General features: G+C 45.9%; 22 protein-coding genes. 9 read left to right on the top strand and 13 right to left on the bottom strand.

Features of this window, described 5'->3' with window-relative positions:
- Positions 1 to 55 precede the first annotated feature (55 nt).
- Together R7127_RS16190 and R7127_RS16195 are read left to right on the top strand one after the other, a co-directional pair.
- A complete protein-coding gene (locus tag R7127_RS16190) occupies positions 56 to 709 on the top strand; it encodes an oxygen-insensitive NAD(P)H-dependent nitroreductase NfsB (RefSeq protein WP_031411911.1) in 654 nt (217 codons plus the stop codon).
- Positions 710 to 778: 69 nt separating this feature from the next.
- A complete protein-coding gene (locus tag R7127_RS16195) occupies positions 779 to 1,069 on the top strand; it encodes a putative quinol monooxygenase (protein WP_005374925.1) in 291 nt (96 codons plus the stop codon).
- Here R7127_RS16195 and R7127_RS16200 read toward each other — a convergent pair.
- Positions 1,066 to 1,989 (bottom strand): LysR family transcriptional regulator, encoded by a 924-nt coding sequence (locus R7127_RS16200; protein WP_025768616.1) that lies wholly within the window; start codon positions 1,987 to 1,989, stop codon positions 1,066 to 1,068. The genes R7127_RS16195 and R7127_RS16200 overlap by 4 nt on opposite strands.
- A 132-nt stretch (positions 1,990 to 2,121) precedes the next feature.
- Here R7127_RS16200 and R7127_RS16205 point away from each other — a divergent pair, with 132 nt between their 5' ends.
- Positions 2,122 to 2,340 (top strand): VF530 family DNA-binding protein, encoded by a 219-nt coding sequence (locus tag R7127_RS16205; RefSeq protein ID WP_025768615.1) that lies wholly within the window; start codon positions 2,122 to 2,124, stop codon positions 2,338 to 2,340.
- A 1,488-nt stretch (positions 2,341 to 3,828) separates the two neighbouring features.
- On the opposite strand, the gene R7127_RS16210 is transcribed toward R7127_RS16205, so the two are convergent.
- Positions 3,829 to 4,281: an acyl-CoA thioesterase gene (locus R7127_RS16210; protein WP_005374933.1), complete on the bottom strand. Its 453-nt coding sequence runs from the start codon at positions 4,279 to 4,281 to the stop codon at positions 3,829 to 3,831.
- A 210-nt stretch (positions 4,282 to 4,491) separates the two neighbouring features.
- On the opposite strand from R7127_RS16210, the gene R7127_RS16215 reads away from it, so the two are divergent.
- Both R7127_RS16215 and R7127_RS16220 read left to right on the top strand, forming a co-directional pair.
- On the top strand, positions 4,492 to 5,256 hold the full coding sequence (locus R7127_RS16215; RefSeq protein ID WP_005374935.1) for a ferredoxin--NADP reductase: 765 nt from the start codon (positions 4,492 to 4,494) through the stop codon (positions 5,254 to 5,256).
- A gap of 180 nt (positions 5,257 to 5,436) precedes the next feature.
- Positions 5,437 to 5,883, top strand: coding sequence for an RDD family protein (locus R7127_RS16220; protein ID WP_005374936.1), 447 nt, complete (start codon positions 5,437 to 5,439; stop codon positions 5,881 to 5,883).
- A gap of 59 nt (positions 5,884 to 5,942) precedes the next feature.
- Here the strand turns inward: R7127_RS16220 and R7127_RS16225 are convergent, their stop codons facing one another.
- The 10 genes from R7127_RS16225 to R7127_RS16270 all read right to left on the bottom strand — a co-directional run bounded on the left by R7127_RS16225 (position 5,943) and on the right by R7127_RS16270 (position 17,144).
- Positions 5,943 to 6,614, bottom strand: a complete 672-nt coding sequence (locus R7127_RS16225) for a DUF2057 domain-containing protein (RefSeq protein ID WP_017634411.1) — start codon at positions 6,612 to 6,614, stop codon at positions 5,943 to 5,945.
- A 216-nt stretch (positions 6,615 to 6,830) separates the two neighbouring features.
- Positions 6,831 to 7,979 (bottom strand): AI-2E family transporter, encoded by a 1,149-nt coding sequence (locus R7127_RS16230; RefSeq protein WP_005386936.1) that lies wholly within the window; start codon positions 7,977 to 7,979, stop codon positions 6,831 to 6,833.
- Positions 7,972 to 8,658 (bottom strand): potassium channel family protein, encoded by a 687-nt coding sequence (locus tag R7127_RS16235; RefSeq protein ID WP_017634413.1) that lies wholly within the window; start codon positions 8,656 to 8,658, stop codon positions 7,972 to 7,974. Before R7127_RS16235 ends, R7127_RS16230 begins: the two co-directional genes overlap by 8 nt.
- 16 nt (positions 8,659 to 8,674) lie before the next feature.
- Positions 8,675 to 9,565: an HlyD family secretion protein gene (locus tag R7127_RS16240; protein WP_025768613.1), complete on the bottom strand. Its 891-nt coding sequence runs from the start codon at positions 9,563 to 9,565 to the stop codon at positions 8,675 to 8,677.
- A gap of 11 nt (positions 9,566 to 9,576) precedes the next feature.
- Entirely contained in the window at positions 9,577 to 9,780 is a 204-nt protein-coding gene (locus R7127_RS16245) for a DUF1656 domain-containing protein (protein WP_005374946.1), read from the bottom strand.
- The gene (locus R7127_RS16250; RefSeq protein WP_149192488.1) at positions 9,780 to 11,423 is read right to left on the bottom strand and encodes a TolC family protein; all 1,644 of its coding nucleotides are present in this window, start codon (positions 11,421 to 11,423) and stop codon (positions 9,780 to 9,782) included. The genes R7127_RS16245 and R7127_RS16250 overlap by 1 nt, the downstream gene beginning before the upstream one ends.
- A 10-nt stretch (positions 11,424 to 11,433) precedes the next feature.
- The gene (locus tag R7127_RS16255) at positions 11,434 to 13,611 is read right to left on the bottom strand and encodes an FUSC family protein (RefSeq protein WP_318142799.1); all 2,178 of its coding nucleotides are present in this window, start codon (positions 13,609 to 13,611) and stop codon (positions 11,434 to 11,436) included.
- Positions 13,612 to 13,999: 388 nt separating this feature from the next.
- Positions 14,000 to 14,869, bottom strand: a complete 870-nt coding sequence (locus R7127_RS16260) for a DMT family transporter (RefSeq protein ID WP_176311346.1) — start codon at positions 14,867 to 14,869, stop codon at positions 14,000 to 14,002.
- A 141-nt stretch (positions 14,870 to 15,010) separates the two neighbouring features.
- Positions 15,011 to 15,979 (bottom strand): HTH-type transcriptional regulator YidZ, encoded by a 969-nt coding sequence (yidZ, locus tag R7127_RS16265; protein ID WP_206971276.1) that lies wholly within the window; start codon positions 15,977 to 15,979, stop codon positions 15,011 to 15,013.
- Entirely contained in the window at positions 15,954 to 17,144 is a 1,191-nt protein-coding gene (locus R7127_RS16270) for an MFS transporter (protein WP_318148460.1), read from the bottom strand. Before R7127_RS16270 ends, yidZ begins: the two co-directional genes overlap by 26 nt.
- 132 nt (positions 17,145 to 17,276) lie before the next feature.
- Here R7127_RS16270 and R7127_RS16275 point away from each other — a divergent pair, with 132 nt between their 5' ends.
- Together R7127_RS16275 and R7127_RS16280 are read left to right on the top strand one after the other, a co-directional pair.
- Positions 17,277 to 17,747 (top strand): GNAT family N-acetyltransferase, encoded by a 471-nt coding sequence (locus R7127_RS16275; protein ID WP_017634420.1) that lies wholly within the window; start codon positions 17,277 to 17,279, stop codon positions 17,745 to 17,747.
- Positions 17,748 to 17,771: 24 nt separating this feature from the next.
- Positions 17,772 to 18,230: a GNAT family N-acetyltransferase gene (locus tag R7127_RS16280; protein WP_053303884.1), complete on the top strand. Its 459-nt coding sequence runs from the start codon at positions 17,772 to 17,774 to the stop codon at positions 18,228 to 18,230.
- Between the two features lie 34 nt (positions 18,231 to 18,264).
- Here the strand turns inward: R7127_RS16280 and R7127_RS16285 are convergent, their stop codons facing one another.
- Positions 18,265 to 18,777, bottom strand: a complete 513-nt coding sequence (locus R7127_RS16285; protein ID WP_172563932.1) for a DUF2799 domain-containing protein — start codon at positions 18,775 to 18,777, stop codon at positions 18,265 to 18,267.
- A 259-nt stretch (positions 18,778 to 19,036) separates the two neighbouring features.
- On the opposite strand from R7127_RS16285, the gene R7127_RS16290 reads away from it, so the two are divergent.
- On the top strand, positions 19,037 to 19,747 hold the full coding sequence (locus R7127_RS16290) for a response regulator (protein WP_053307945.1): 711 nt from the start codon (positions 19,037 to 19,039) through the stop codon (positions 19,745 to 19,747).
- Positions 19,747 to 21,189 carry a two-component system sensor histidine kinase CreC gene (creC, locus tag R7127_RS16295; protein WP_172563966.1) on the top strand — a complete coding sequence of 481 codons (1,443 nt, stop codon included), beginning with the start codon at positions 19,747 to 19,749 and terminating at the stop codon, positions 21,187 to 21,189. The genes R7127_RS16290 and creC overlap by 1 nt, the downstream gene beginning before the upstream one ends.
- Positions 21,190 to 21,213 lie beyond the last annotated feature (24 nt).

The following is a 21,213-nucleotide window of genomic DNA, read 5'->3' on the forward strand; positions in this document are numbered from 1 at the left end:
TTATCTCATGAGGTTATGCTGTTACACAGCTTAAGTTCATTAATTGGAGAACCTCATGGATATCGTACAAGCTGCAAAATCTCGTTACTCAACGAAAGTGTTTGACCCAACGCGCAAGCTACCTCAAGAAAAAATCGACGCAGTTAAAGAGCTGATTCGTTTTAGTCCATCGAGTGTAAACTCTCAACCTTGGCATTTCATTCTGGCAAGCACAGAAGAAGGCAAACAGCGCATCGCTAAAGCGGCGCAAGAGAACTACGCGTTTAACGCGGCGAAGATTCTCAATGCTTCTCACGTATTGGTGTTTTGTGCAAAAACAGGCATCGATAACGACTACATTGAAGCGCTAATGGTGCAAGAAGAAAAAGATGGTCGATTCCCAACTGAAGAAGCGAAAGCGGCTGTGCGCGGTGGTCGTAGCTACTTTGTAAACATGCACCGTTTTGATCTGAAAGATGCGAACCATTGGATGGAGAAACAAGTTTACCTCAACGTGGGTACGTTGCTGCTGGGAGCTTCGACGCTAGAAATTGATGCAGTGCCAATTGAAGGGTTTGATCCCAAAGTGCTGGATGAAGAATTTGGCTTGCGTGAAAAAGGTTACACCAGCGTTGTGATCGTGCCGCTGGGCTACCACGCGGAAGATGACTTCAACGCGAAAACGCCAAAGTCTCGCTGGGACACAGAAACCGTATTCACCGAGATCTAATTCGAGCTTACTTACAGGTGACGTAGAACCCTGTAATCAATATATAAATCGCAAAAGAGTGATAAAACGATGATCCACTTAGTTGCAGAAGTGAAAGCCTACCCAGACAGCAAGGATCAGGTGGTGAATTTGCTTGCTGGTTTACTAGAGCCAACTCGTAAAGAAGAAGGCTGTTGCCAATACGAGTTGTATCTCGACGAAAAAGTTGATGGCCTATTTATGTTCCAAGAAATCTGGGCATCGCAAGAGGCCTTGGATAAGCATTTGCAAAGCCCGCATATGGCGACGTTTCTTGAAACATTGGAAGAGAATGATTGGGTTGAATATACCCAGATTCGTCCTCTTCGATTTATCGCCTAATGACAGAAGGTTGCCAGCACGTTGGCGCGTTGCTGGCAGCATTTTTGTTGGATAAAGTCGCGGAAAGTCCGAATCGTTGGCGTCAATAATCGACGATCGGCACATACCATGTAGAGCGGCACTGGGCCGCAATCCCACTCTGGTAACACTCGCACCAATCTTCCCTCGATTAAGTCTCGGCTAATGTCCATCAATGATTTATTCGCAATGCCTTTGCCTTTGATCGCTAACCGGTGTGGCAAGTCACTATCGTTGCTCAACAAGTTACCGCTGACCACGATTTGTTCTTTCTCGCTGCCACGCGTGAGCGTCCATTTGTTGTAGACCGAATCCGCGACCATGTAGCACAAGCAATTGTGTTGCGTTAAATCGGCAGGAGAGGTGAGTTCTGGATGTGTAGCTACGTACTCTGGCGATGCACATAATATCCGTTCGTTTGACCCACACAATGCCAATACGACCAGATTGGAGTCGGCCGGTTCGCCGTAGCGAATCGCAATATCGACAGGCTTGGTATACATATCCGTCAAGCTATCGGACAGCTCTAGTTTAATGGAAACATTTGGGTAGAGATCGATGAACTCATCCACCCAATCGAGCAACATATTGCGACCAAAATCGGAGGGTGCAGTAATGTGCAGCTGACCAGACAACTCCCCGCGCGCACTTGAGATCTGATCCAACCCCTCTTGCAATGTTGCCAACGCTTGCGTGGTTTTGTCTAAAAACAGTTCGCCCTCTGAGGTTAAACGCAGGCTTCGGGTGGAACGCACAAACAGTGGGAAACCGATTTGCCCTTCAAGACGCTTAATCGATGCGCTAATGGCGGCAGGTGTCATGTCCATGCTGTTAGCGGCTTTTGAAAAGCTGCCTTGGCGCGCGGTTTCGACAAAAATATTGAGGTCGTTGAGGGCTTTCATAATGAAAAGGGCTTTTAAGAAGTTTGGGCTACTATAGGGGAGAGTCGTAGGCCAATTCAAGGTTAAAACATTAGGTTGCACGGCGAGTTTGAGTTAGATTAGCGCGAAACTTCACTTTACCGGATCAATAGCATGAGCCAACAGCAGCCGAATAACCCACTTCACGGGTTGAGTTTAGAAAAAATCGTCACCCGACTAGTTGAACACTTTGGTTGGAATGGCCTGTATGAGCGCATTCGAGTGAACTGTTTTAAGAAAGATCCGTCGATCAAATCTTCTCTGAAGTTTTTGCGTAAAACGCAATGGGCAAGAGACAAAGTCGAAGCGCTGTACATCGAGACATTCTGCTAACCGCTCTATAGTCTGCAGCAAGCGGCAAGTAGATTCTTAGTCTCGCTATGGCTCGCTAGAATGACGTAGCTTTTCTTATCGCGTAGGCTAGAAGAGTCGCTCTGCTGTTACGTTTAAAGCGTGATTCAGAATCTACCCTCAGGCTTGTATTGAGTCTATTCATAGCTCTATGGGCCTACAGCAGCGGTAAGTAGATTCTTAGTCTCGCTATGGCTCGCTAGAATGACGTAGCTTTTCTTATCGCGTAGGCTGAAAGAGTCGCTCTGCTGATGCGTCTAAAGCGAGATTCCGGATGGTCACTTAGGCTTATCTGGAATCGCTTTTTTAGATGGTTTTGTAGAGGTCAGAGCCAAACTCGAACCGTCATTCTGAACTGCGAGGAACGAGCGTGAATCAGAATCTACCTTCAGATTGTATTGAGTTTATTCATGGCTTTATGGTCTGCAGCAAGCGGCAAGTAGATTCTTAGTCTCGCTTTGGCTCGCTAGAATGACGTAGCTTTTCTTATCGCGTAGGCTGGAAGAGTCGCGCTGCTGATGCGTCTCAAGCGAGATTTCGGAGGGTCACTTAGGCTTGTCTGGAATCGCTTTTTTAGATGGTTTTGTAGAGCTCAGAGCCAAACTCGAACCGTCATTCTGAACCGAGAGGAACGAGCGTGATTCAGAATTTACCCTCAGATTGTATTGAGTTTATTCATGGCTCTATGGTCTGTAGCAAGCGGCAAGTAGATTCTTAGTCTCACTTTGGCTCGCTAGAATGACGCAGCTTTTCTTATCGCGTAGGCTGAAAGAGTCGCTCTGCTGATGCGTCTAAAGCGAGATTCCGGATGGTCACATAGGTTTATCTGGAATCGCTTTTTTAGATGGTTTTGTAGAGGTCAGAGCCAAACTCGAATCGTCATTCTGAACCGCGAGGAACGAGCGTGATTCAGAATCTACTCTCAGATTGTATTGAGTTTATTCATGGCTTTATGGTTTGCAGCAAGCGGTAAGTAGATTCTTAGTCTCGCTATGGCTCGCTAGAATGACGTAGCTTTTCTTATCGCGTAGGCTGGCAGAGTCGCGCTGCTGATGCGTCTCAAGCGAGATTCCGGATGGTCACTTAGGCTTGTCTGGAATCGCTTTTTTAGATGGTTTTGTAGAACTCAGAGCCAAACTCGAACTGTTATTCTGAACAGCGAGGAACGAGCGTGATTCAGAATCTACTCTCAGATTGTATTGAGTTTATTCATGGCTTTATGGTCTGCAGCAAGCGGTAAGTAGATTCTTAGTCTCGCTATGGCTCGCTAGAATGACGTAGCTTTCTTATCGCGTAGGCTGGAAGAGTCGCGCTGCTGTTACGTTTAGCGAGGTTTCGAATGATTCACTTAGGCTCATTAGAATGACGCTAGTTTTCTTATTGCGTAAGTTGGAATGGTACCTCAGCATCATTCCCGATAGCGATGAAGAAGCGCTGTCGGGAACCTCGCCTTTAATCTCTCGTTTCTTGCTACTCCAAATGATGCGTACTACCCACGGTTCCTTCCAAGTCTAAAATCGACTGGCGAACGTGATCTGGAATCGCAGCTTTAACGTTGTTCTTAAAATCAAACATCACACCAGTGGCGGTCGCGATGGTCGCAATTTTCCCCCACTTCTTACTCAGCACTTGGTACTCCATTGTGATGCGATCTTCTTGCATGTCGATTACGCGAGAACCGACTAATAGCGTGTCTGGGTAAGTAACAGGCAATTTGTAGCGGCATTGAGTCTCGCTCAGTACTGGCCCAATTTGCGAGGTCTGCAGGTCGACCAGCAGGTTAATTTTGTTGAAGTAATCTAAACGTGCGGTCTCGAAGTAGCGAAAATAGACCACGTTATTAACGTGTTGCAGAGCATCCATTTCACCCCATGCGACTTTTATCTCTGTGATAACGGGAAAGTCCTTTAACAGTGTGTCCATTTCTATTGCTCCTTTTTCATCTGCTTTGCCACAAATTGCGACGCGACTTATCACTTTGAGCATTTATTCTAGATGTAATCATTTAATATGTAATAAAATTGTTTTTAAAATGTGAAATGAAATAGTGGTTTGATTATGTAAACTAGAAACTTTACATAATCGAGTTGAAGGCGTAAGTTTAACTAAGAGTAACCAGATAGGAGGTGTCTCATGATTGAACTCAAAGGTTTCAACCTCGCAAGAGTTGAGAAACGCATTGATTGGACAGGTGAGCTGTTCAGTTTGAGAATATCTGGCGCGCCTCTTTCATTTAAAGCTGGCCAATTCACCAAGCTTGCTTTGCTTGATGATGAAGGTAAGCCGATCAGCCGTGCTTACTCTGTGGTTAATGCGCCAAGCGAGCAATTCGATTGGTTGGAATTTCTAATAGTAGCCGACCCTCAAGGACAACTTTCTCCACGGCTCCAAAAGCTTAAATCTGGTGATAGCATTTATGTCGGTGCCACCGCACATGGCGATTTAATCCATGACTCTATTCCTAAACAGGCTCATGACCTGTGGCTGCTATCTACAGGTACGGGGATTGGACCGTTTTTGTCGCTGCTGGATGATATAAACCTACCGCCTCACAATGAGCGCATTGTGCTGGTTCATGCCGTTCGTTTCGAAAAAGATCTGGTTTATAAATACCTTATTGAACAGCTTCAGCAACGATATGAAGGCCGATTAAAGTATATACCGATAGTCAGCAGGGAAGTGGTTGACGGTAAATTACAAGGCCGAATTCCTGAACTCATCGAATCGGGTTTACTGTCCAACGCCGCTGATGCGCCATTCTCAGCTCAGCGTAGCTTTGTCATGATGTGTGGGAATCCACAAATGATCAAAGATACCGTGCCCGTTTTACAAGAGCTAGGCTTGGAAAAGTATCGCCATCAAACTGGGGGAAATATCATTTACGAACGTTACTGGTAGCGTTTTGTTAAATTGATACGGTTATGCTCAAGATGTAATGATTACTTTTGAGATACGATCGCGATTTAGTATGTTCTTAGTTGAATATTATGTTGGCAATACCTAAACTGCGCTCACCATTGCGCGTCTGTACACTCAGTCATTCTCGCTTAACCAATTACATTGAGGTGACTGAAGTCCATGTATGCTTTTATCGCGAGCAAGCAACAGAGAATCATTGCTGGTTTTATCGACCTGCTCTTTGCGATGGTGGTCGTGTTAATCATCGCATTGAGTATTAACTCTTTTCTTAACGACTTTCAGCTCTCTTTAGCAGATAACCTCACGCTTGTTCGTGAAACTCAGGCGTTTTACTTGCTTTCTTTACCAACGGTTTTAATGATCAACTGGAATGCATTGAGTCATGGGCAAACCATTGGTATGCGCATGATTGGTATTAAAGTTGTAATGAAAAATGATAGTAAGGCAACGAAAGTTACAGCAGGGTTAAGGCTTGTTATTAGCTACTTGCTGGAGATGCTCATTCCGGGGATCCCGTTGGTAAATTTGGCATTGTTGTTCTTTCATCCGGAGCGACGATTGTTGCATGACTTGATCGCCAATACTAAAGTTGTCCAAGCTTCCTAATTTTTGATCAAAAAAGCCACGTGAAGTGGCTTTTTTAATATCGATAAAGTTAACCAGATTTACTGTTGATTAACATATTTCTTAAAGCGAGCTTTGGTTTCTGCGTCTGCTTTTTGGTACCAGAAGTGCAGCATCTCTTCAGCTGTCGAATCCGCTTTAACCGCAGTTGCTCTCACTTGCTTCATATCCGCAGGAACCTTTGCAGGAAGCGTGACTGGCTGCATGGTTGCTGCGCCAGCAAAAGCCACGGCTGCTGCACCGCCAGCTTGGTTATAATCTTCGATTTCACGCACGTAATCACGACCGATTTGCATACCCGGTTTGAGCAACTTGTCCTGGTCAACCGCGATTGCGTTGCCAGAATCATCAACCAGTTTCCAATCTAAGTCTTTGATCTTCTCTTCCGCATCACGTAGGTTGCGGTATTCTGGCATTTGTAGAGTGAGTTCGGCATTGGTCGCGTCAAATCGTGTAACGATAACATCGCTTTCAACACTTAAACGGTCATTACCTTGGTTGAAGTAAGGGGCGAAACGAAATACGACTTGGTTAAGGCCATCAGGTAACGTCAGTGTTCTTTCAGAGGCGAAAAAACCACCAGAAAGATCTGCTTTTTCACCGTTAGCCGCCAATACTGAAACGTTGTCAGGAACACTCACGGTTACATCTGCGAATGCCATGCCACTCATTGCGAGAGCAAGCGCACAAGTTAAAGGCTTGATCAATTTCATTGTTTTTATCCTAAGCAAATTAGTGGTCATCGAGAGTGCATCGTTCATTGCCCGATTGCAACTCCCAAGTGTAATAAGTATGAAAATTTAACAAGAACGTCATTTTTATCGCATTTATTACGACGAAACTGTGATCCAAATAGAATCAAACCGCTGAAATGCAGCGGTTTGATATCATAAGTTATAGATTAAATTTCTTTCTAACTTATTGATTTATTAAATGCCAGCACCGTGTCCAGGTTCTGATTGGTCATCAGAAGCGTCTTGTTGTTCTGCCATTTCTTCTTGCTGTTGTGCTTTCTCAATGCTCAACCACCAAACAAATAACTCATACCAAATTGCTAGGATAACGGCACCTAAGAACAGACCAACGATGCCGTAGAAAAGCATACCACCGATGGCACCGAGCAGAATCACAGGCATTGGCACGTCGACGCCACGTCCCATTAACATTGGTTTGAACAGGTTTTCAGAAAGAGCCGCAACTACGACCCAAACAGTAAACATGGTTGCTGTTGAGGTGTCTTGGGTCATGTACATGAAGCCAATCACAGGTAGCACTGCGAGCAACGCCGGGAGCTGAGCGATACATAAGATCATTAGAAGCAGTGTGAGTAAACCTGCTGCCGGAACGCCAAATACGAAGAAACCAGCACCGATCAACAGTGCTTGAATCGCCGCTACACCGACTACGCCAAGCAGTACGCTTTTAATTGTCGCTGCGATAAGCGTGGTCCAGCTTTTTGCGTTTTCACCAGCGGTACGAATCGCGATGGTTCTTAGGCCTGATGCCGCAGATTCAGAGTACGTCATGAAACCTGCTGCAATAGCAAGTGACAAGATTGAAAGCAGTAAACTTCCCAATACGCCCCCCAGTGTACCCAGTAAAGATGTGAGTCCTGCCTTTATTTGTGGCATAAAGGTTTGAATCGCTTGCTCAAGATTAGTAGCGAATAGGGTCCACACTTCGTAGAGCTTATCACCCACGATAGGCCAATCCGCTACGGAAGGTTTTGGCCCTGGTATTTTCACTTGACCATTTTGTAGTACTTCAAGCGCGTGCGTTGCACCATCCACAATGGAGCCTGATACCATAACAAGTGGCGTGACAAGGAGGGCAATACCAAGTAAAGCAATGGTTGTGGCTGCCAGACCTCTGCGACCACCATATACACGCTGCAATTTTTGGGTAAGCGGCATTAAAGCGACGGCTATAATAGCGCCCCAAATAACCGGAAGTATGAAGGGTTTGATGATGTCGTACGTAAACATCAGCAAGACAAAGATCAAGCCAATGCGTATTGCTGATTCCACCATATTACTGATGAAAAGCTTACTGTCGATTTTTACCGATTGTTTATCCATTTTTGTTTACCTGATGATCAATGTTAGAACTGACGAGACTTGAAACAACAATCGCCATATAAAAAACACCTGTGATGGCCTCTAAATACACCACGACTTGAGCCAGTGGTGTTAGAGGACTAATGTCGCCATAACCGAGCGTGGTTAAGGTAACGAAACTGAAATACGCTGCATTGGAGAAGTTCTGCCCCCAAGAAATCGCTTCCATACCGGTAAAGGCTTCAGGCGAAAACTCAAGCAGAATGAGGTAGGCAATCGCCCACATCAGACCAAGTAGCAAGAAAAGCGCTACCGAGCCAATGACTTTGTTGCTGTTGACATGGCCGGTGAAAAGAATCTGTCTTGCGATGGATTTAAAAGTGCCGAAAAAGAACGCAAAGGTGAGGGCAAGCATCACCACATTCATCTCTCTGATGTCGAAAACGGTCTTGATCACAATCACAAGAACCCAAACACCAAACAGGCTGTAGAGGAAACGAGACCAGGTTTTGTCAAAGCGAAGGCTCGCAAAACAGACGATAAACGTCAGAACCGTGAAAGCCTGAAGTATGTGTTCAATCGTCCCTTCACCTACGACTTGTGCCATCGCACTCCCTAGCAACAAAATCACTAGTGCTAAGGTTAGATAGAAGAAGTTGTTTTCTTCATTAATATTTTTGAGGTTTTTACCAATGACCATGGCTCTTCTCACTTAGTTATTGTTCACTTTCTGCGGATGACTCTTTCATCACCATGATGGACGCAGAAAGCCCGAATCGAAGATCAACATCTTCAGGAAGTTCTTGTAGGGAGATTCGCACCGGAATACGTTGTGCTAAGCGAATCCACTGAAAAACAGGGTTTACGTTTGGAAGAAGGTTGTAGCCGACCGTGCCGTCTTTGGGCGCAATACCCCAACCAATCGAGTCAACCGTCGCGTCAATTGGCGTGTCTGGGTGAGACATCAAAGTGACACGCGCTTGGCTGCCAGGTTCGATTTGCGCAAGTTGGTTTTCACGGAAGAAACCAAATACCCAAAAGCTGTTTTTGTCGATCAGTGCGAGCAGTGGTTGGTTTGCGACCGCTTGCGTACCGTTTCTAATATCGAGGTTAGATACAAAACCATCGACGGTCGCATAAACTTTGGTAAAGCTGAGATTAAGGCGTGCTGATTTTAGTTGCTCTTCTGCAGATTTGATTTGCAGTAGCGATTCTTCGTAAGCGATTTCACGACGAATCAGATCCTTGTGAGAAACCGCGCCGCGGTCTTTCGCGCGAATATCTTTAAGGCGGTCGTATTCGATTTTTTTACCGCGAGAGCTAACAATGGAGCGCTCCAGTGCTACTTCGGCTTGAGACAAAGCAACTTCGTAAGTCGCAGGATCGATTTCAAACAGTAAATCGCCTGTTTTCACTTCTTGGTTGTCTTGCACCGCGACATTTACAATTGGGCCTGATACACGAGGAGCTACTTTGATGACGTTCGCGCGCACTTGGCCGTCGCGTGTCCAAGGGTTATTAAAATACTCTTCAAATTTTTGATAGCCGAGCCAAGCTGCGCCACCAAGAATGACAAGATTGAGTGCGATTACGAATAGTTTTTTCACTTGTTTGGCACCTAAAATTGAATGTAAAAGCTGTCGATGGCCACCACATAACCGACCATGATGGCAATAAACGTCAGAGACGGAAAAGCGATGAAGCGAGACAAACGTGTCTTGTTCAATATCATCACCGTTATCCACGTGGCCGTGACGGCGAGAAAGAGCACGAGTAGCGTAGGAGAAAAGTAAACGTCTCCCCAAGAGAGTTCATGAGGCATTACCGATCCTCCGTTTTGTTTTCATCACTGGTCTCAGCCGGAGTTTCGAGTCGCAAAGGCGGCAATACGCGGTTTTCTTCATTTAAATAACCATCCCAGTCAGTTCGTTCTGTCATTTGCTTGGCAATAGATTCACTGAGGAAGGGTTTGCCTGTTTGGGTTTGCCAGCCTCCACCGAGGGCTTTGTAGAGCGCGACAACTTGGTTCGCAACATTACCTTTGATCGTTGCGTAGCTGTCTTCTGCGCGGGTCATTTTTTCTACCGAGTTAAGCAGACGTTCGAATGAAATTTGTCCGTTTTCGTACTGTGTCATGGATATGTTGAACGCACGAATGGAAGAGTTGACCGATTGCAAGCGTAAATCTTTTTGCTGCAAATACAGGTCATACGCTTCGATTGCATTGGTGACTTCATTAACGGCTTGCAGTACCTTTTTGTTGTAGTTCGTCAGCGTTTCTTGGAAGCGAGCATCTTCGAAACGAATATTATTTTTCACGCGTCCGTATTGAAAAATATTCCAACTGAACGTTGGGCCAACCACCATGGTGAGCGAATCGCTAAAACTGAAACTGCTACCATCGGGAACCGTACTGTCGATACCGATGGAACCGAACAACGAAAAGCTTGGGTACAGAGCGGTTTCTGCCACGCCAATCTGCGCACTTTGCGCGCGAGCTTGCATCTCAGAGACTTGCAAATCCGGACGTCGCATCACTAAGTTAGCATTCACTTGCGTATCCAAAAGCGGTGGACGTGGCACAATGGAACGCTCGTCGGTACCCGATAGCGCCGATTTTCTGCCCGTCGATTTGAACTGGGCTTCGTACTCAGCGATTTGCTTGTGCATCCCATCCGACTGTAGCAGTCGATCTACTTCTTCTGGTAACAGACCCAGTAGCAAAGCCAACACAGTACGTGATTGCTTCATTGCCACTTCGAGGCTCGGTAACGCTGCTTTGGTGGTGTAGAGTTGGTTTTTAGCTTGTTGAACGTCCAATTCTGTAACGTTGCCAGAGTCGAACTGCACCTGAGTAATACGTACGACACGCTCTTGAATCTCTATGTTGCGGCGAGACAGCAAAATACGTTCTTGGAATGTGCGATAGTTGATGTAATTGCGCGCCACTTCGGCGGTTATGGTGACCATGATGTCGTGATACGATGCGATGGATGCGTAGTAACCCGCTTCTGCCGACTCAATACCGCGAGCATACTTGCCCCAAACATCCATTTCCCAAGCAGCATCAAACGACAAAGTGGCGTTATTCACGCCCTGATCATTTACGTAGGCACGCGCTAGGTTTCCTGACACGGTTTGAACTTGTGGGTATTGCAAGCCCGTCGAAATACCAAGCAATGAACGTGCTTGGACAATTCGTAGCCCTGCGGCTTCTAAATCGAGGTTTTGTTTGCTCGCCAACTCAACCAGCTGATTAAGAGTCGAGTCATTAAATTGCTGCCACCATTGTTGTAGCTGTTGCTCTGATTGCTGCGTATCTTTGGCTGCTTTTTGCACCGACCAGTCACTTGGCAGTGGCGCCTGCTTTGGATGAACATAATCTGGTCCTACCGTGGTACACGCACTGAGTCCGAGCAAAGAAAGTATGGCGAGGCTTGGTTTGGTTAGTTTTGGAAGCATCATATCCCCACCTTTAAAAACGCTTCTGTTGTAAGTTCACCCAATCGATATCCTCGTAGGTTTGCTTGCAATGCTTGATTGCTTCGAACACGTTCCGTTTTAAATTCAGCAAGATATAAAAACCGGCTATCTCTGAATAAGCGTAGTCAGATAAATCCAACTCACTAAAAAAATCTTCCAGTTTATCTTCGAATGTTTGGTAATCTTGACTGTATTGGTCGAATACGGAGTCGAGTTCTTGTGTTGCTTGATGGCTGGCTAAAGCGCCCGCCATCAAAGGAATGATGGAATCGCGGTGCTGTTGGCGAAGCTGAGTAATTAGTGGATTGGTCATCAACTTTTTCTCGGCGGCCATTAAGATGTTGATGTGATTACTGAGTACATCACACGCTTTGCTAAACGCGCCAATCGCTTCTGGCGTGGTTTTATCAAAGTGTTTGTGGTTGATTTTCGAACCCCAGACTTTGAGCTTTTTCGATGAGACATTGAGCGTCACCAAGTGCAAGGCCCGTTTGAGCGGCGTAATAACCGAGCTGGACTGCTGTTGATAGGTAGTGAACAGCTCTCGGGTATGTCGGAAGTAGCGTTCTTTTATGGTCAAAAAGAGGTGTTCTGGTCGTGAGCTAAACGGGAAGTAGTGCGCGAAAATAATCATGAACACCACCATGTAGAATAACAGCATGATCGTCATGAGGATCCCGAAGTGATAAAACATGTTGTTGTCTAAACCAAGAACAAACAAGCCAATCATATAGAAAATCGTCACTGGCCCGTTAAACAGATAAAAGCCGATAAAGGTGTAGATAAAGATGAACAGGCCAAGTTCTAACCCGAGATCCAATTGCGGAAGAATGAAGACGTAAGAAGGCACCGCGAACAAGAAGCCGAAAGTGAACAGCACAAGTAACAATATCGGGTGCACAGGCACGAACGACAGCAAAGACATAAACATGGTCGAGAAGACCACGAATGAGTAGCCGCCTGGTGGATTGAAATAAATCCAAATCAGTCCTGCAACCCAATAGGTAACAAAGGTTTTGACCGCAGTTTTAAAGTTTTCTGCGTCCCACCATAGAAACTTGCTTTTCGGTTTCGGCAGTGGCACGTCAAAGGAGACATTGTTCGTCACAGAGTCAATACAGCTAATGCTCTCCGCTAAACGCGACAAGTTTTGATGCATCAGCTCCAACAGGTGACCAAGCGTAAGCGCAGAGCCTTTCTCTAGGTGAGCTGCGTCTTCTAGCAACGCTTGGTTGTATTTGACTTTGAATTCCTGAGCACGATAAGCGGGTTCTTTTTTGTCCCAGACTTGTTGGCAAGTATCAAATAGCGCGTCAATTTCCGCCACGGCTTGATCAAAGTTGCTGATGCTTTCACGGTCTTGCTGGTGGCTAAAGTGGCTGTGCGCCGCGACGGTCAATTGTTGCGTTACCTGCTTGTTCAAATGAACTGCCAAGCGCCACTCTTTCATGTAGGCCGACACGTCACTGCATTCCACACTGACCGTGGCAAAACGCTGTTCGAGCGCATTTTGAGCGGCAAACATCTGTTCGATGAGAGTGTCCACGCTAGGAGGTTGTGGCTCTTCCGCTTCTGGATTTTCTTCTCCGCCTTCTTGAGGAGAGATTTGCCCTGCCGATTTTTGCTCGAAATTTTGCAAGATAGAGGTGAACAACGCGCGTTGTGCTTGGTTGAGTTGTTCGATGAGCTGTCTTAGGTTTTGTTCTGTTTTGGTCGGGAATAAGAAAGTCCCCACGAGTGTGTAAACCACCACCCCAAACACCGTCATGTAGGCGCGGTCAACGCCATATAGAAACGCACCTTCTGCGTCACCGCCATTGGACATCATCAGTGTCATCACGCCGGTCAGCATGAGTAGCGTTGGATCTTTTTGATAGGCATTACGGAAGTAAAAAATGAATGAGACCACAACCGACACGCTCAGCATGTACAGCAAGCGGTCTTGAGCAAACAACCCCACAAGTAACAAGCCAACCACGGCACCAACCAATGTACCTAACACGCGTAAGGTACCTTTGGCGAGTGATTCTCGACGACTGCCTGTCGATGCAATCAGCATTACAGTAGTTGCGGCCGTCGATGCTTGCGGCCAACCCATGGCAAACGGGATCAGATAAGCCAGAGTCAGGCTAAGCGATACTTTAATAGCGAATTTTATTTTGTCGTTCATAGTGTCAAAGTTTGCTCAGGCTTATCGTTATAAGTTGATGAATTTCTTATATGAATAATCAGAATCTTGTTCTGAATAAATTCGGGGGGCGGAATATAGCGGGTGAAAAAGTGTGCTTTGTAAACCCTTTGTCAAAACAAAAAGTGCGTATTTGGCTTGATCTCGTGCTAGCCCTTGGCGTTATTGGTGAAACGCCTAAAACGAGCAAATTCGCGATCTGTGATGATTCTCACTTTTGAAACAAAATCGTTGCATTGTGTGAGCCAATGCTCACCTTATATTCTTCGCCTGGTACCAAAGCAGACCACTTATACCATCTGCAATGAGCTTTACTGCTTTAAAAAGCATAGATGATGAATGGGTATTTGAGAGGGAAAGTTATTACTTTTTATCGGCTTGCTGATTGTTCGTTTGTTTTTTTGGATCGAGATAAAAAAACCAAAGCGATCCCACCAAGAATGATGCCGCTGGTTGAAAGAGTATGCAGTGAAAGAGGCTCGTGGAGTACGATGCTGCCGAGTAGCAAAGCAATGGCTGGCACAGAAAGTTGGCTGACGGCGGCTTGAAGCAAAGAGAGCTTACGTACGACTTGGTACCAAAGTGTATAACCAAGGCCAGAGGCAATGGCACCAGATGCGATAGCGAGCAACACTCCGCTCCAAGAAAGGTGGATTGAGGACAAGATTAATGGCGAAAGGAGCACGCCAATTATTGATGCAGCGATGAATCCCCACGTGATGCCACTACTTGGAGAAGGCGCTTGTTTACCGAGCGCAGTAAACGCAGCCCAACAAACGCCAGAAATCAACATGAGAAGTGCAGAACTGGTGTCGGGGCGAGTGGCAGATGGCAACATTAACCAAACAAAGCCAACAATCGAAAGGCCGATACCGATGATTTCGAGAAACTGAAAGCGCTCACCTTGCAACCAATAGATCGCCAGTAATGTAAGTTGCACGGCACCAAACAAAAGCAAAGCACCAGTTCCTGTCGCCAGTTGTAAGTACGCGAAGGAGAAAAGGGCTGCGTAACCAAATAACGCCACGCCAGCAAAAAAGCGAAAGCGAGAAGTTGGCCGATCGGTTTTCCACTGACCTCTCACGACAAGCATTGCGATTAAGGTAATCGCGCCAGATATCAATCGAACGAGCGTGAAGCTTCCTGCATCAATTAACCCTTCTGCCAAGGCAAGTCGGCACAATAATGAATTGGCAGCGAACGCCAGCATTGCAATAGCAGTGAGTAAGAAGGTCGACATCCTTGATCCTTAGCGTGTAAATGAACAGCTAGTGTAGATCCAAAAGAACATTTTTATTAGTTGATAAAGTGATTAGTTATAGCTATCAGAGCAAGAAAGTCATTAAAAATAACCAGAGAAAACCTGACCTTAGCCTGAGTCTTACTGTGGTTGGGAAGGTTGTTTGTACAATGACTTAATGGTGTTTTTCAACCATAGCAATTTGGGGTTGTACGCATTGCGTTTATGCCAAATCATGGTAAATGGAATCAGTAACTTGTCTTGTTGAGTTTGGTCTAACGGAATTGGCAAGCACACCAAATCGAGATGCAGCTTTTCTGTGTAGCTTTTGCAATAGTGCGGCGCGGTGGTGATCATGCCATGCGTCGGCTGCGCTGCCATAAAAAGGGATTGCTCAAAGTTGGACATCGTCAGCCCGATAGAGCGCTGTAGCCCTAGTTCCGTTAATACTTCATCCAACGCCCAAGTTTCACTTTTTTCCCAAACAATATTGATGTGTTGGTAGCTCAGAAAGGTCTCGAGATTCCACTCTTGCTGTAATGCCGGATGATCTTTATGTAAATACACCATCGGCAGGTCATAAAATAGAATCTCAAAATCCAAGAAATACGGCAGAAGATCCAACGACTCTTTCGATCTCGGGTGACTTTCTCGGCCGGTAAAACCGATATCCGCCTCGCCTCGAATGATGGCGTCGAGTGAATCGTAATCCCAGTTACTGGTTTTTACTTTCGCTTCAGGGTATCGCTGGTGGATAGCGACGATGAGTCTGTCCAGCACTGTGAGCACTAATGGCGACTCAATCGTGATATCAAAACGCACTCCTTTAGGCGTAATATCGCTGCGTTTTTCTGCAATCTGGCAGCCAATTTGCAGCCATTCTGCAAGATCTTGCTCCATGCTTTGCGCCAAGGGCGTTGGCGCAAGACCTTTAGGTGTTTTGACAAACAAAGGATCATCGAACCAATGACGAAGTTTGTTGAGCGACTTACTTACGGTAGAGGGCGTAACGTTCAGCTTTTTCGAGGCTTTCGAGACGCTTTGCTCTTGCAACAATAATTGCAGAGTGAACAGTAAGTTTAAATCAAGTCGCGCTAGGGATTTCTTCATAATGGGTATCGTGAACAGGCTTTGGAATCAATAGTATTAGAGCAAGGCTGATTACGCTACCTAGCACTAAGATAAACACCAACATATTCAGTGCAGTAACGCCGATGAAACCCATAAACCAAATATAGAACGCGGAACTACAAACTTGAGCAATGCCCTGTAACGAGCTTGCCACGCCAGCTTGTTGAGAGAATGGGCTGAGCGCTTGACTCATGGCCACGCCAAAGCCAATCGAGAAGCCTGCGCAAATCAGCCCAAGTCCGAAAACATAGTAAAAAGGTTGTCCATCATGGAAATGGGCTGCACTGAGCACGATGGCTGAACAAACGAGCAATCCTTGAGAGCTCATCATTAAGGTTCGCTGCTTGAAAATCCCCAATGCCAATGGCGCCGAGAACGAAATCAACATACTGATCGTCGCAGTCCCCGCCATGATGGAAGAATAGCCACCGCGATCAAAACCAAGCATACTCATCACAACAATTGGTGAAGCGTTAACAAAGGTCAGGATGGTGGTCACTCCAAGTGCAGTAATGATCAGCCTACTGATAAAAAATCGCTCGAAGAAAGTCTCTTGATGGCTCTCTGGCGTTGTCTGTTCTTCACATTGTTGGCTGGGTAGTGATTCCTTGAGAACAAAAATGGCCAATACACTGACGAGAATGCCCATTCCTGCCATCGTGGTAAACAAACTCGGCCAAGGAAATTTCAGCATAATCAAGTGACCAATCACGGGTGCGATCACTGGAATGATACAGGTGATGCCATTGAGCATCGACAATACTTTCGAGCGGCGTTCATCGTCTAACGTGTCGCGTAAAATCGCGAACGCGACGACATAGCAAGATCCAGCACCGATGCCTTGGCAAAAGCGAGCAATCAAGAAAGCGTTTGGTTGTTCAGCCATTCCGCCGAGAAAAGACGCGAGCACGAAGATCATCGCGCCGACGACGGCAACAGGCTTTCGTCCCACAGAGTCTGCAATTTTCCCCGCGAATAACATGGTGGTAGCCATGCCAGCTAAATAGATCGAAAACGCAATATGCAACTGAGATTCACTGGCGTTGAGATCTGACGCAATTTGAGGCAAACCAACAAGATACAAATCAATGGCAGTAGGGTAGAGTAAAACGAGTGCAAAACTACAAAGTAAAAAACGGGACATGGAAACCTCTCTATCGAATGGCGAGGATAATAGAGTGCTAAACGTTTGCCTGCGAGTGGGAAATACGACACTAGGTATTTCTATTTACGACATACCCTGTATGAATTGAGCATAAAAACAACAAGGAAGATTATGATTACTATTGAAAAGTATTCGCCTGAGCGACATGAACACACTTGCGAACTTAGCGTGCTAGAAGAGCAATCGCAGTTTACGGTCGCGGATGTGGGTGAAATGCTTACACGTCTTGAACCCACAGAGCTTCCGCATCTGATTCTGGCGGACGATGACGTGGTTGGCTTTTTTCTATTTGATGCTGCTTACAGCGAGAAATACGATTTTTGCCCGAAAAACAGTTTAGGCGTGCGTGCTTTGCTGGTGGATCACCGTCATCAAGGCAAAGGCATCGCCAAGCGAGCAATTCAACAGTTTGCCAATTTCGCCAAACGCCATTATCCCGAATTTGATGCGCTTTATCTCACTGTGAATTGCCGCAACATACCTGCTTATCAGTGCTATTTAAAATCAGGGTTTGAAGATACCAATGAGCTTTACCACGGCGGCCCTGTTGGACCGCAGCACATTATGAGACAGCCGCTTTAGCTATGAAAAACCAAGGATGGAAAGATGAGGATTGAAATCGACAATTTAGAACGGTCGCAAGTGATAGCGCTGTTGGAAGGACATTTACAGGACATGTACGCCACGTCACCACCAGAAAGCGTGCATGCGTTAGATTTAGATAAGCTCAAAGCGCCAGAAGTGACATTTTGGACCGGATGGAAAGGTGAGCAACTGCTTGGGTGTGCGGCGATTAAAGAGTTGGATGACCAACACGCGGAGCTGAAATCCATGCGCACCACGCCTACGGCAAGAAACCAAGGTGTGGCATCTCAATTATTGATTCATGTGATTGAGCAAGCGAAGCAAAAAGGTTTGCAGCGCTTGAGTTTAGAAACGGGCTCGATGGAGTTTTTTAAACCAGCGCGCCTGTTGTATGAAAAGCATGGCTTTGTGTACTGCGAGCCGTTCGGGGATTACGAACTCGATCCGAACAGTCAATTCATGACCCTAGAACTGAGCTAGGGCCATGAATTTTTAGAAGCTAAATCCAATCGATTTAGAAATTCAGATTCAAGTTGATGGTTGGCGACAAGAGGCTTGAACGCTCGTCAGCCAATCGCTTTCTCTTCTCTTTCAGTCTCTTGGCATTATCTTTGTCTGGATTGCCATCAAGCTGATTATCGATGACCGAGATTTCAGTATCGATTTGTTGGATGCGTTGCTGGCGTTGATATTCTTGATGACCTAACTGGTAGTTCTCAATAAACTCTTTGCTGCTGCATACACCGTAATATTCTTTGCCTTCGATACCGACAGTGTACCCATTGTCTGGTGAGCAATATTGGATAGTGCCTTTATCAAAGCCTTCTTTCCATTTCGCTCGGTCGGGTGTCACACCCGCTTCACCACAGTCTTCGGTATAGCTATTGATAATGTTTGGATCGTTGCCATCTCGGCCATCTTGATAACCTACGTTGTACCAGTTTGCCGTTCTGCACTCATCCGGAGACATGCTGGCACAACCTGAGAGCAAAGTCAGTAAAGCCAGGGGGATTAGCGCTCTTTTCATCAGTGACTGTCCTTTAAATAAAATCGAATTGATAACTTGAGTTTAAAATGAACACTGTTCATATCAATGGTTGAAATCATTGTATTCACAATTGTGGTGACTCATTAATCTAAGTGATAAATTTATTATGCTGAATAGAAGTGTGTTTGATTAGTATTATCCACGAACTGCGCCTTTGCTGCATCAATCCACTAGCCTTGGCCCCAAATTAAGTGATAATACCAACATAAAGATAAACACCGTCAATGAGGCTAAGACATTGAGCGAACAACCCACCGTCCTTATTATCGAGGATGAATCTGCTATCGCAGAGAACCTGATTCATGTATTAGAGATGGATGGCTACCACGCAGAGTGGTTTACAACAGCAGGAGAGGGCTTAGCTTTTTTGCAGCACAACTCCGCAGCGTTACTTGTCTTAGACGTAGGCTTACCGGATGGCAATGGTTTTGAATTATGCAAAACCATCCGTGAGTTTTCTGATATTCCCATAATCTTTCTCACCGCAAGAAGCGATGAAATTGATCGCGTAGTCGGTTTGGAAATTGGCGCGGATGATTACGTGACTAAGCCATTTAGCCCGCGCGAAATGTTGGCTCGCATTAAACTTCGAATCAAAGCTAAAGCGCCAATGATGGAGGACAAACCAGAGCCTGTAGCTGTTCCAGAACAACCTCATTTGAACCATGATTTAGTTGCGCAGAACTTCGACTACGGTGTTGGCGGGCAAATGCTTGGGTTAACTGCGGTCGAATTTAAGATTCTCGATAAACTGATTTCTGTCTCTTCCAATGTATTGAGCCGAGAGCAACTTATGGTCGCTGCTGACATGGCGCCGGAAGCTGCGTACGAGCGCAATATTGATACCCACATCAAAGCCATTCGCCATAAGTTGAAGCCGTTTGAGATGTCTGAACGCATCTGTACCAAGCGTGGCTTTGGTTACTTTTACTGCATTAAAGGTGAATGATGAATCGCTGGCCGAAGATCCCTCTTGGACTCAGACTGTTTTTTCTCTACTTCATCTTAGTCGGAATGACGGCTTACATGGTGAGCAAAACGGTCGTCCAAGAACTTAAGCCAACCGTGCGTCAAACCACCGAAGAGACGCTGGTGGATATGGCGAACTTGCTTGCAGTATTGGCAGAAGAAGATGTTGCGAACGGAAAGTTGTCTGAAAGTCGCTTCTCCAAACTACTAGCGGCTTATGGGCAGCGAGAGCCTCAAGCGCGCATTTGGGAAATTGGCAAAAAAGCGATTAACCATCGAATTTACATTACCGATAAACAAGGGATTGTGATTGCGGATTCTTGGCAGCAAGACGTAGGCAAAGACTACTCGCAATGGAATGATGTGTATCTCACGTTGCGTGGTCAATACGGCGCGCGCAGTACCATCGAAGACCCGAAAGATCCGCTCTCAACCGTTATGCATGTTGCTGCGCCCATTTATCACAAAGGCGAAATCATCGGCAGTGTGACGGTGGCAAAATCCAATCGCTCAGTACAACCCTTCATCGATCTTTCTAAACGCAATGTGTTGTTTTGGATGGTGTGGATGAGTGGTTTAGTGCTATTGGCAGGGGCATTGTTTGCCTGGCGAATTCACTCGGCACTGAACAAGCTAGAAGACTACGCGACCAAAATGGGTGAGGGTGAAAAGGTCTCTAAGCCAACATTTCGTATTTTTTACGAGTACGGCACGCTAAGCGACGCATTAGAGAAAATGCGCAATCAGCTCGATGGCAAACAATATGTGGAAGAGTACGTACAGACGCTGACTCATGAGCTGAAAAGTCCGTTATCAGCGATTAAAGGCGCGAGTGAAATATTGCAAATGCCGTTGCCTGAAGAAAAGGTCACACGCTTTGCTGGCAACATTGAGCGAGAAAGCGATCGCATGCAGTCATTGATTGATAAGCTGCTAGAACTGGCTCGTCTTGAAAAGCGCCCTGAACTAGAACAAGTCGAAGCTATCTCGCTAAAACAAATGGTCAATGAAGTGGTTGAATCGGCGGATGCGCGTTTGAGTGCTAAGTCTGTGATTGCCAACACTCAAATTGATGAACATTTCACCGTGCTTGGTGATGCCTTCTTACTGAAACAAGCCGTTTTTAACTTGATGGACAATGCGCTGGATTTTGTTGATTCGGAGGGATGCATTGAATGGAAAGCTGAGGTCGCGAAAGAGAAAATGTGCCTGTCGATTTTCAATTCAGGTCCTCACATTCCCGACTACGCGATGTCGCGTTTGACGGAACGCTTCTACTCCCTCGCTCGGGAAAATGGCGTTAAGAGCACTGGGCTCGGGCTGAATTTTGTTGAGCAAGTGATCAAGCTGCACAAAGGTCAGTTACAAGTCGAAAACGTCGATTCTGGCGTGAAAGTGACCCTGATTTTACCAACTCCATAGAAACTCCACATTAGCTCCATTCGT

The sequence above is a fragment of the Vibrio sp. 1159 genome (assembly GCF_033340395.1).
GTDB lineage: Bacteria > Pseudomonadota > Gammaproteobacteria > Enterobacterales > Vibrionaceae > Vibrio > Vibrio alginolyticus.

Bases quoted from the DNA above. Each gene is read 5' to 3' on its own strand.
- R7127_RS16190 (WP_031411911.1), top strand. From the start codon at position 56: ATGGATATCGTACAAGCTGCAAAATCTCGTTACTCAACGAAAGTGTTT.
- R7127_RS16195 (WP_005374925.1), top strand. From the start codon at position 779: ATGATCCACTTAGTTGCAGAAGTGAAAGCCTACCCAGACAGCAAGGAT.
- R7127_RS16200 (WP_025768616.1), bottom strand. From the start codon at position 1,989: ATGAAAGCCCTCAACGACCTCAATATTTTTGTCGAAACCGCGCGCCAA.
- R7127_RS16205 (WP_025768615.1), top strand. From the start codon at position 2,122: ATGAGCCAACAGCAGCCGAATAACCCACTTCACGGGTTGAGTTTAGAA.
- R7127_RS16210 (WP_005374933.1), bottom strand. From the start codon at position 4,281: ATGGACACACTGTTAAAGGACTTTCCCGTTATCACAGAGATAAAAGTC.
- R7127_RS16215 (WP_005374935.1), top strand. From the start codon at position 4,492: ATGATTGAACTCAAAGGTTTCAACCTCGCAAGAGTTGAGAAACGCATT.
- R7127_RS16220 (WP_005374936.1), top strand. From the start codon at position 5,437: ATGTATGCTTTTATCGCGAGCAAGCAACAGAGAATCATTGCTGGTTTT.
- R7127_RS16225 (WP_017634411.1), bottom strand. From the start codon at position 6,614: ATGAAATTGATCAAGCCTTTAACTTGTGCGCTTGCTCTCGCAATGAGT.
- R7127_RS16230 (WP_005386936.1), bottom strand. From the start codon at position 7,979: ATGGATAAACAATCGGTAAAAATCGACAGTAAGCTTTTCATCAGTAAT.
- R7127_RS16235 (WP_017634413.1), bottom strand. From the start codon at position 8,658: ATGGTCATTGGTAAAAACCTCAAAAATATTAATGAAGAAAACAACTTC.
- R7127_RS16245 (WP_005374946.1), bottom strand. From the start codon at position 9,780: ATGCCTCATGAACTCTCTTGGGGAGACGTTTACTTTTCTCCTACGCTA.
- R7127_RS16250 (WP_149192488.1), bottom strand. From the start codon at position 11,423: ATGATGCTTCCAAAACTAACCAAACCAAGCCTCGCCATACTTTCTTTG.
- R7127_RS16255 (WP_318142799.1), bottom strand. From the start codon at position 13,611: ATGAACGACAAAATAAAATTCGCTATTAAAGTATCGCTTAGCCTGACT.
- R7127_RS16260 (WP_176311346.1), bottom strand. From the start codon at position 14,869: ATGTCGACCTTCTTACTCACTGCTATTGCAATGCTGGCGTTCGCTGCC.
- yidZ (WP_206971276.1), bottom strand. From the start codon at position 15,979: ATGAAGAAATCCCTAGCGCGACTTGATTTAAACTTACTGTTCACTCTG.
- R7127_RS16270 (WP_318148460.1), bottom strand. From the start codon at position 17,144: ATGTCCCGTTTTTTACTTTGTAGTTTTGCACTCGTTTTACTCTACCCT.
- R7127_RS16275 (WP_017634420.1), top strand. From the start codon at position 17,277: ATGATTACTATTGAAAAGTATTCGCCTGAGCGACATGAACACACTTGC.
- R7127_RS16280 (WP_053303884.1), top strand. From the start codon at position 17,772: ATGAGGATTGAAATCGACAATTTAGAACGGTCGCAAGTGATAGCGCTG.
- R7127_RS16285 (WP_172563932.1), bottom strand. From the start codon at position 18,777: ATGAAAAGAGCGCTAATCCCCCTGGCTTTACTGACTTTGCTCTCAGGT.
- creC (WP_172563966.1), top strand. From the start codon at position 19,747: ATGAATCGCTGGCCGAAGATCCCTCTTGGACTCAGACTGTTTTTTCTC.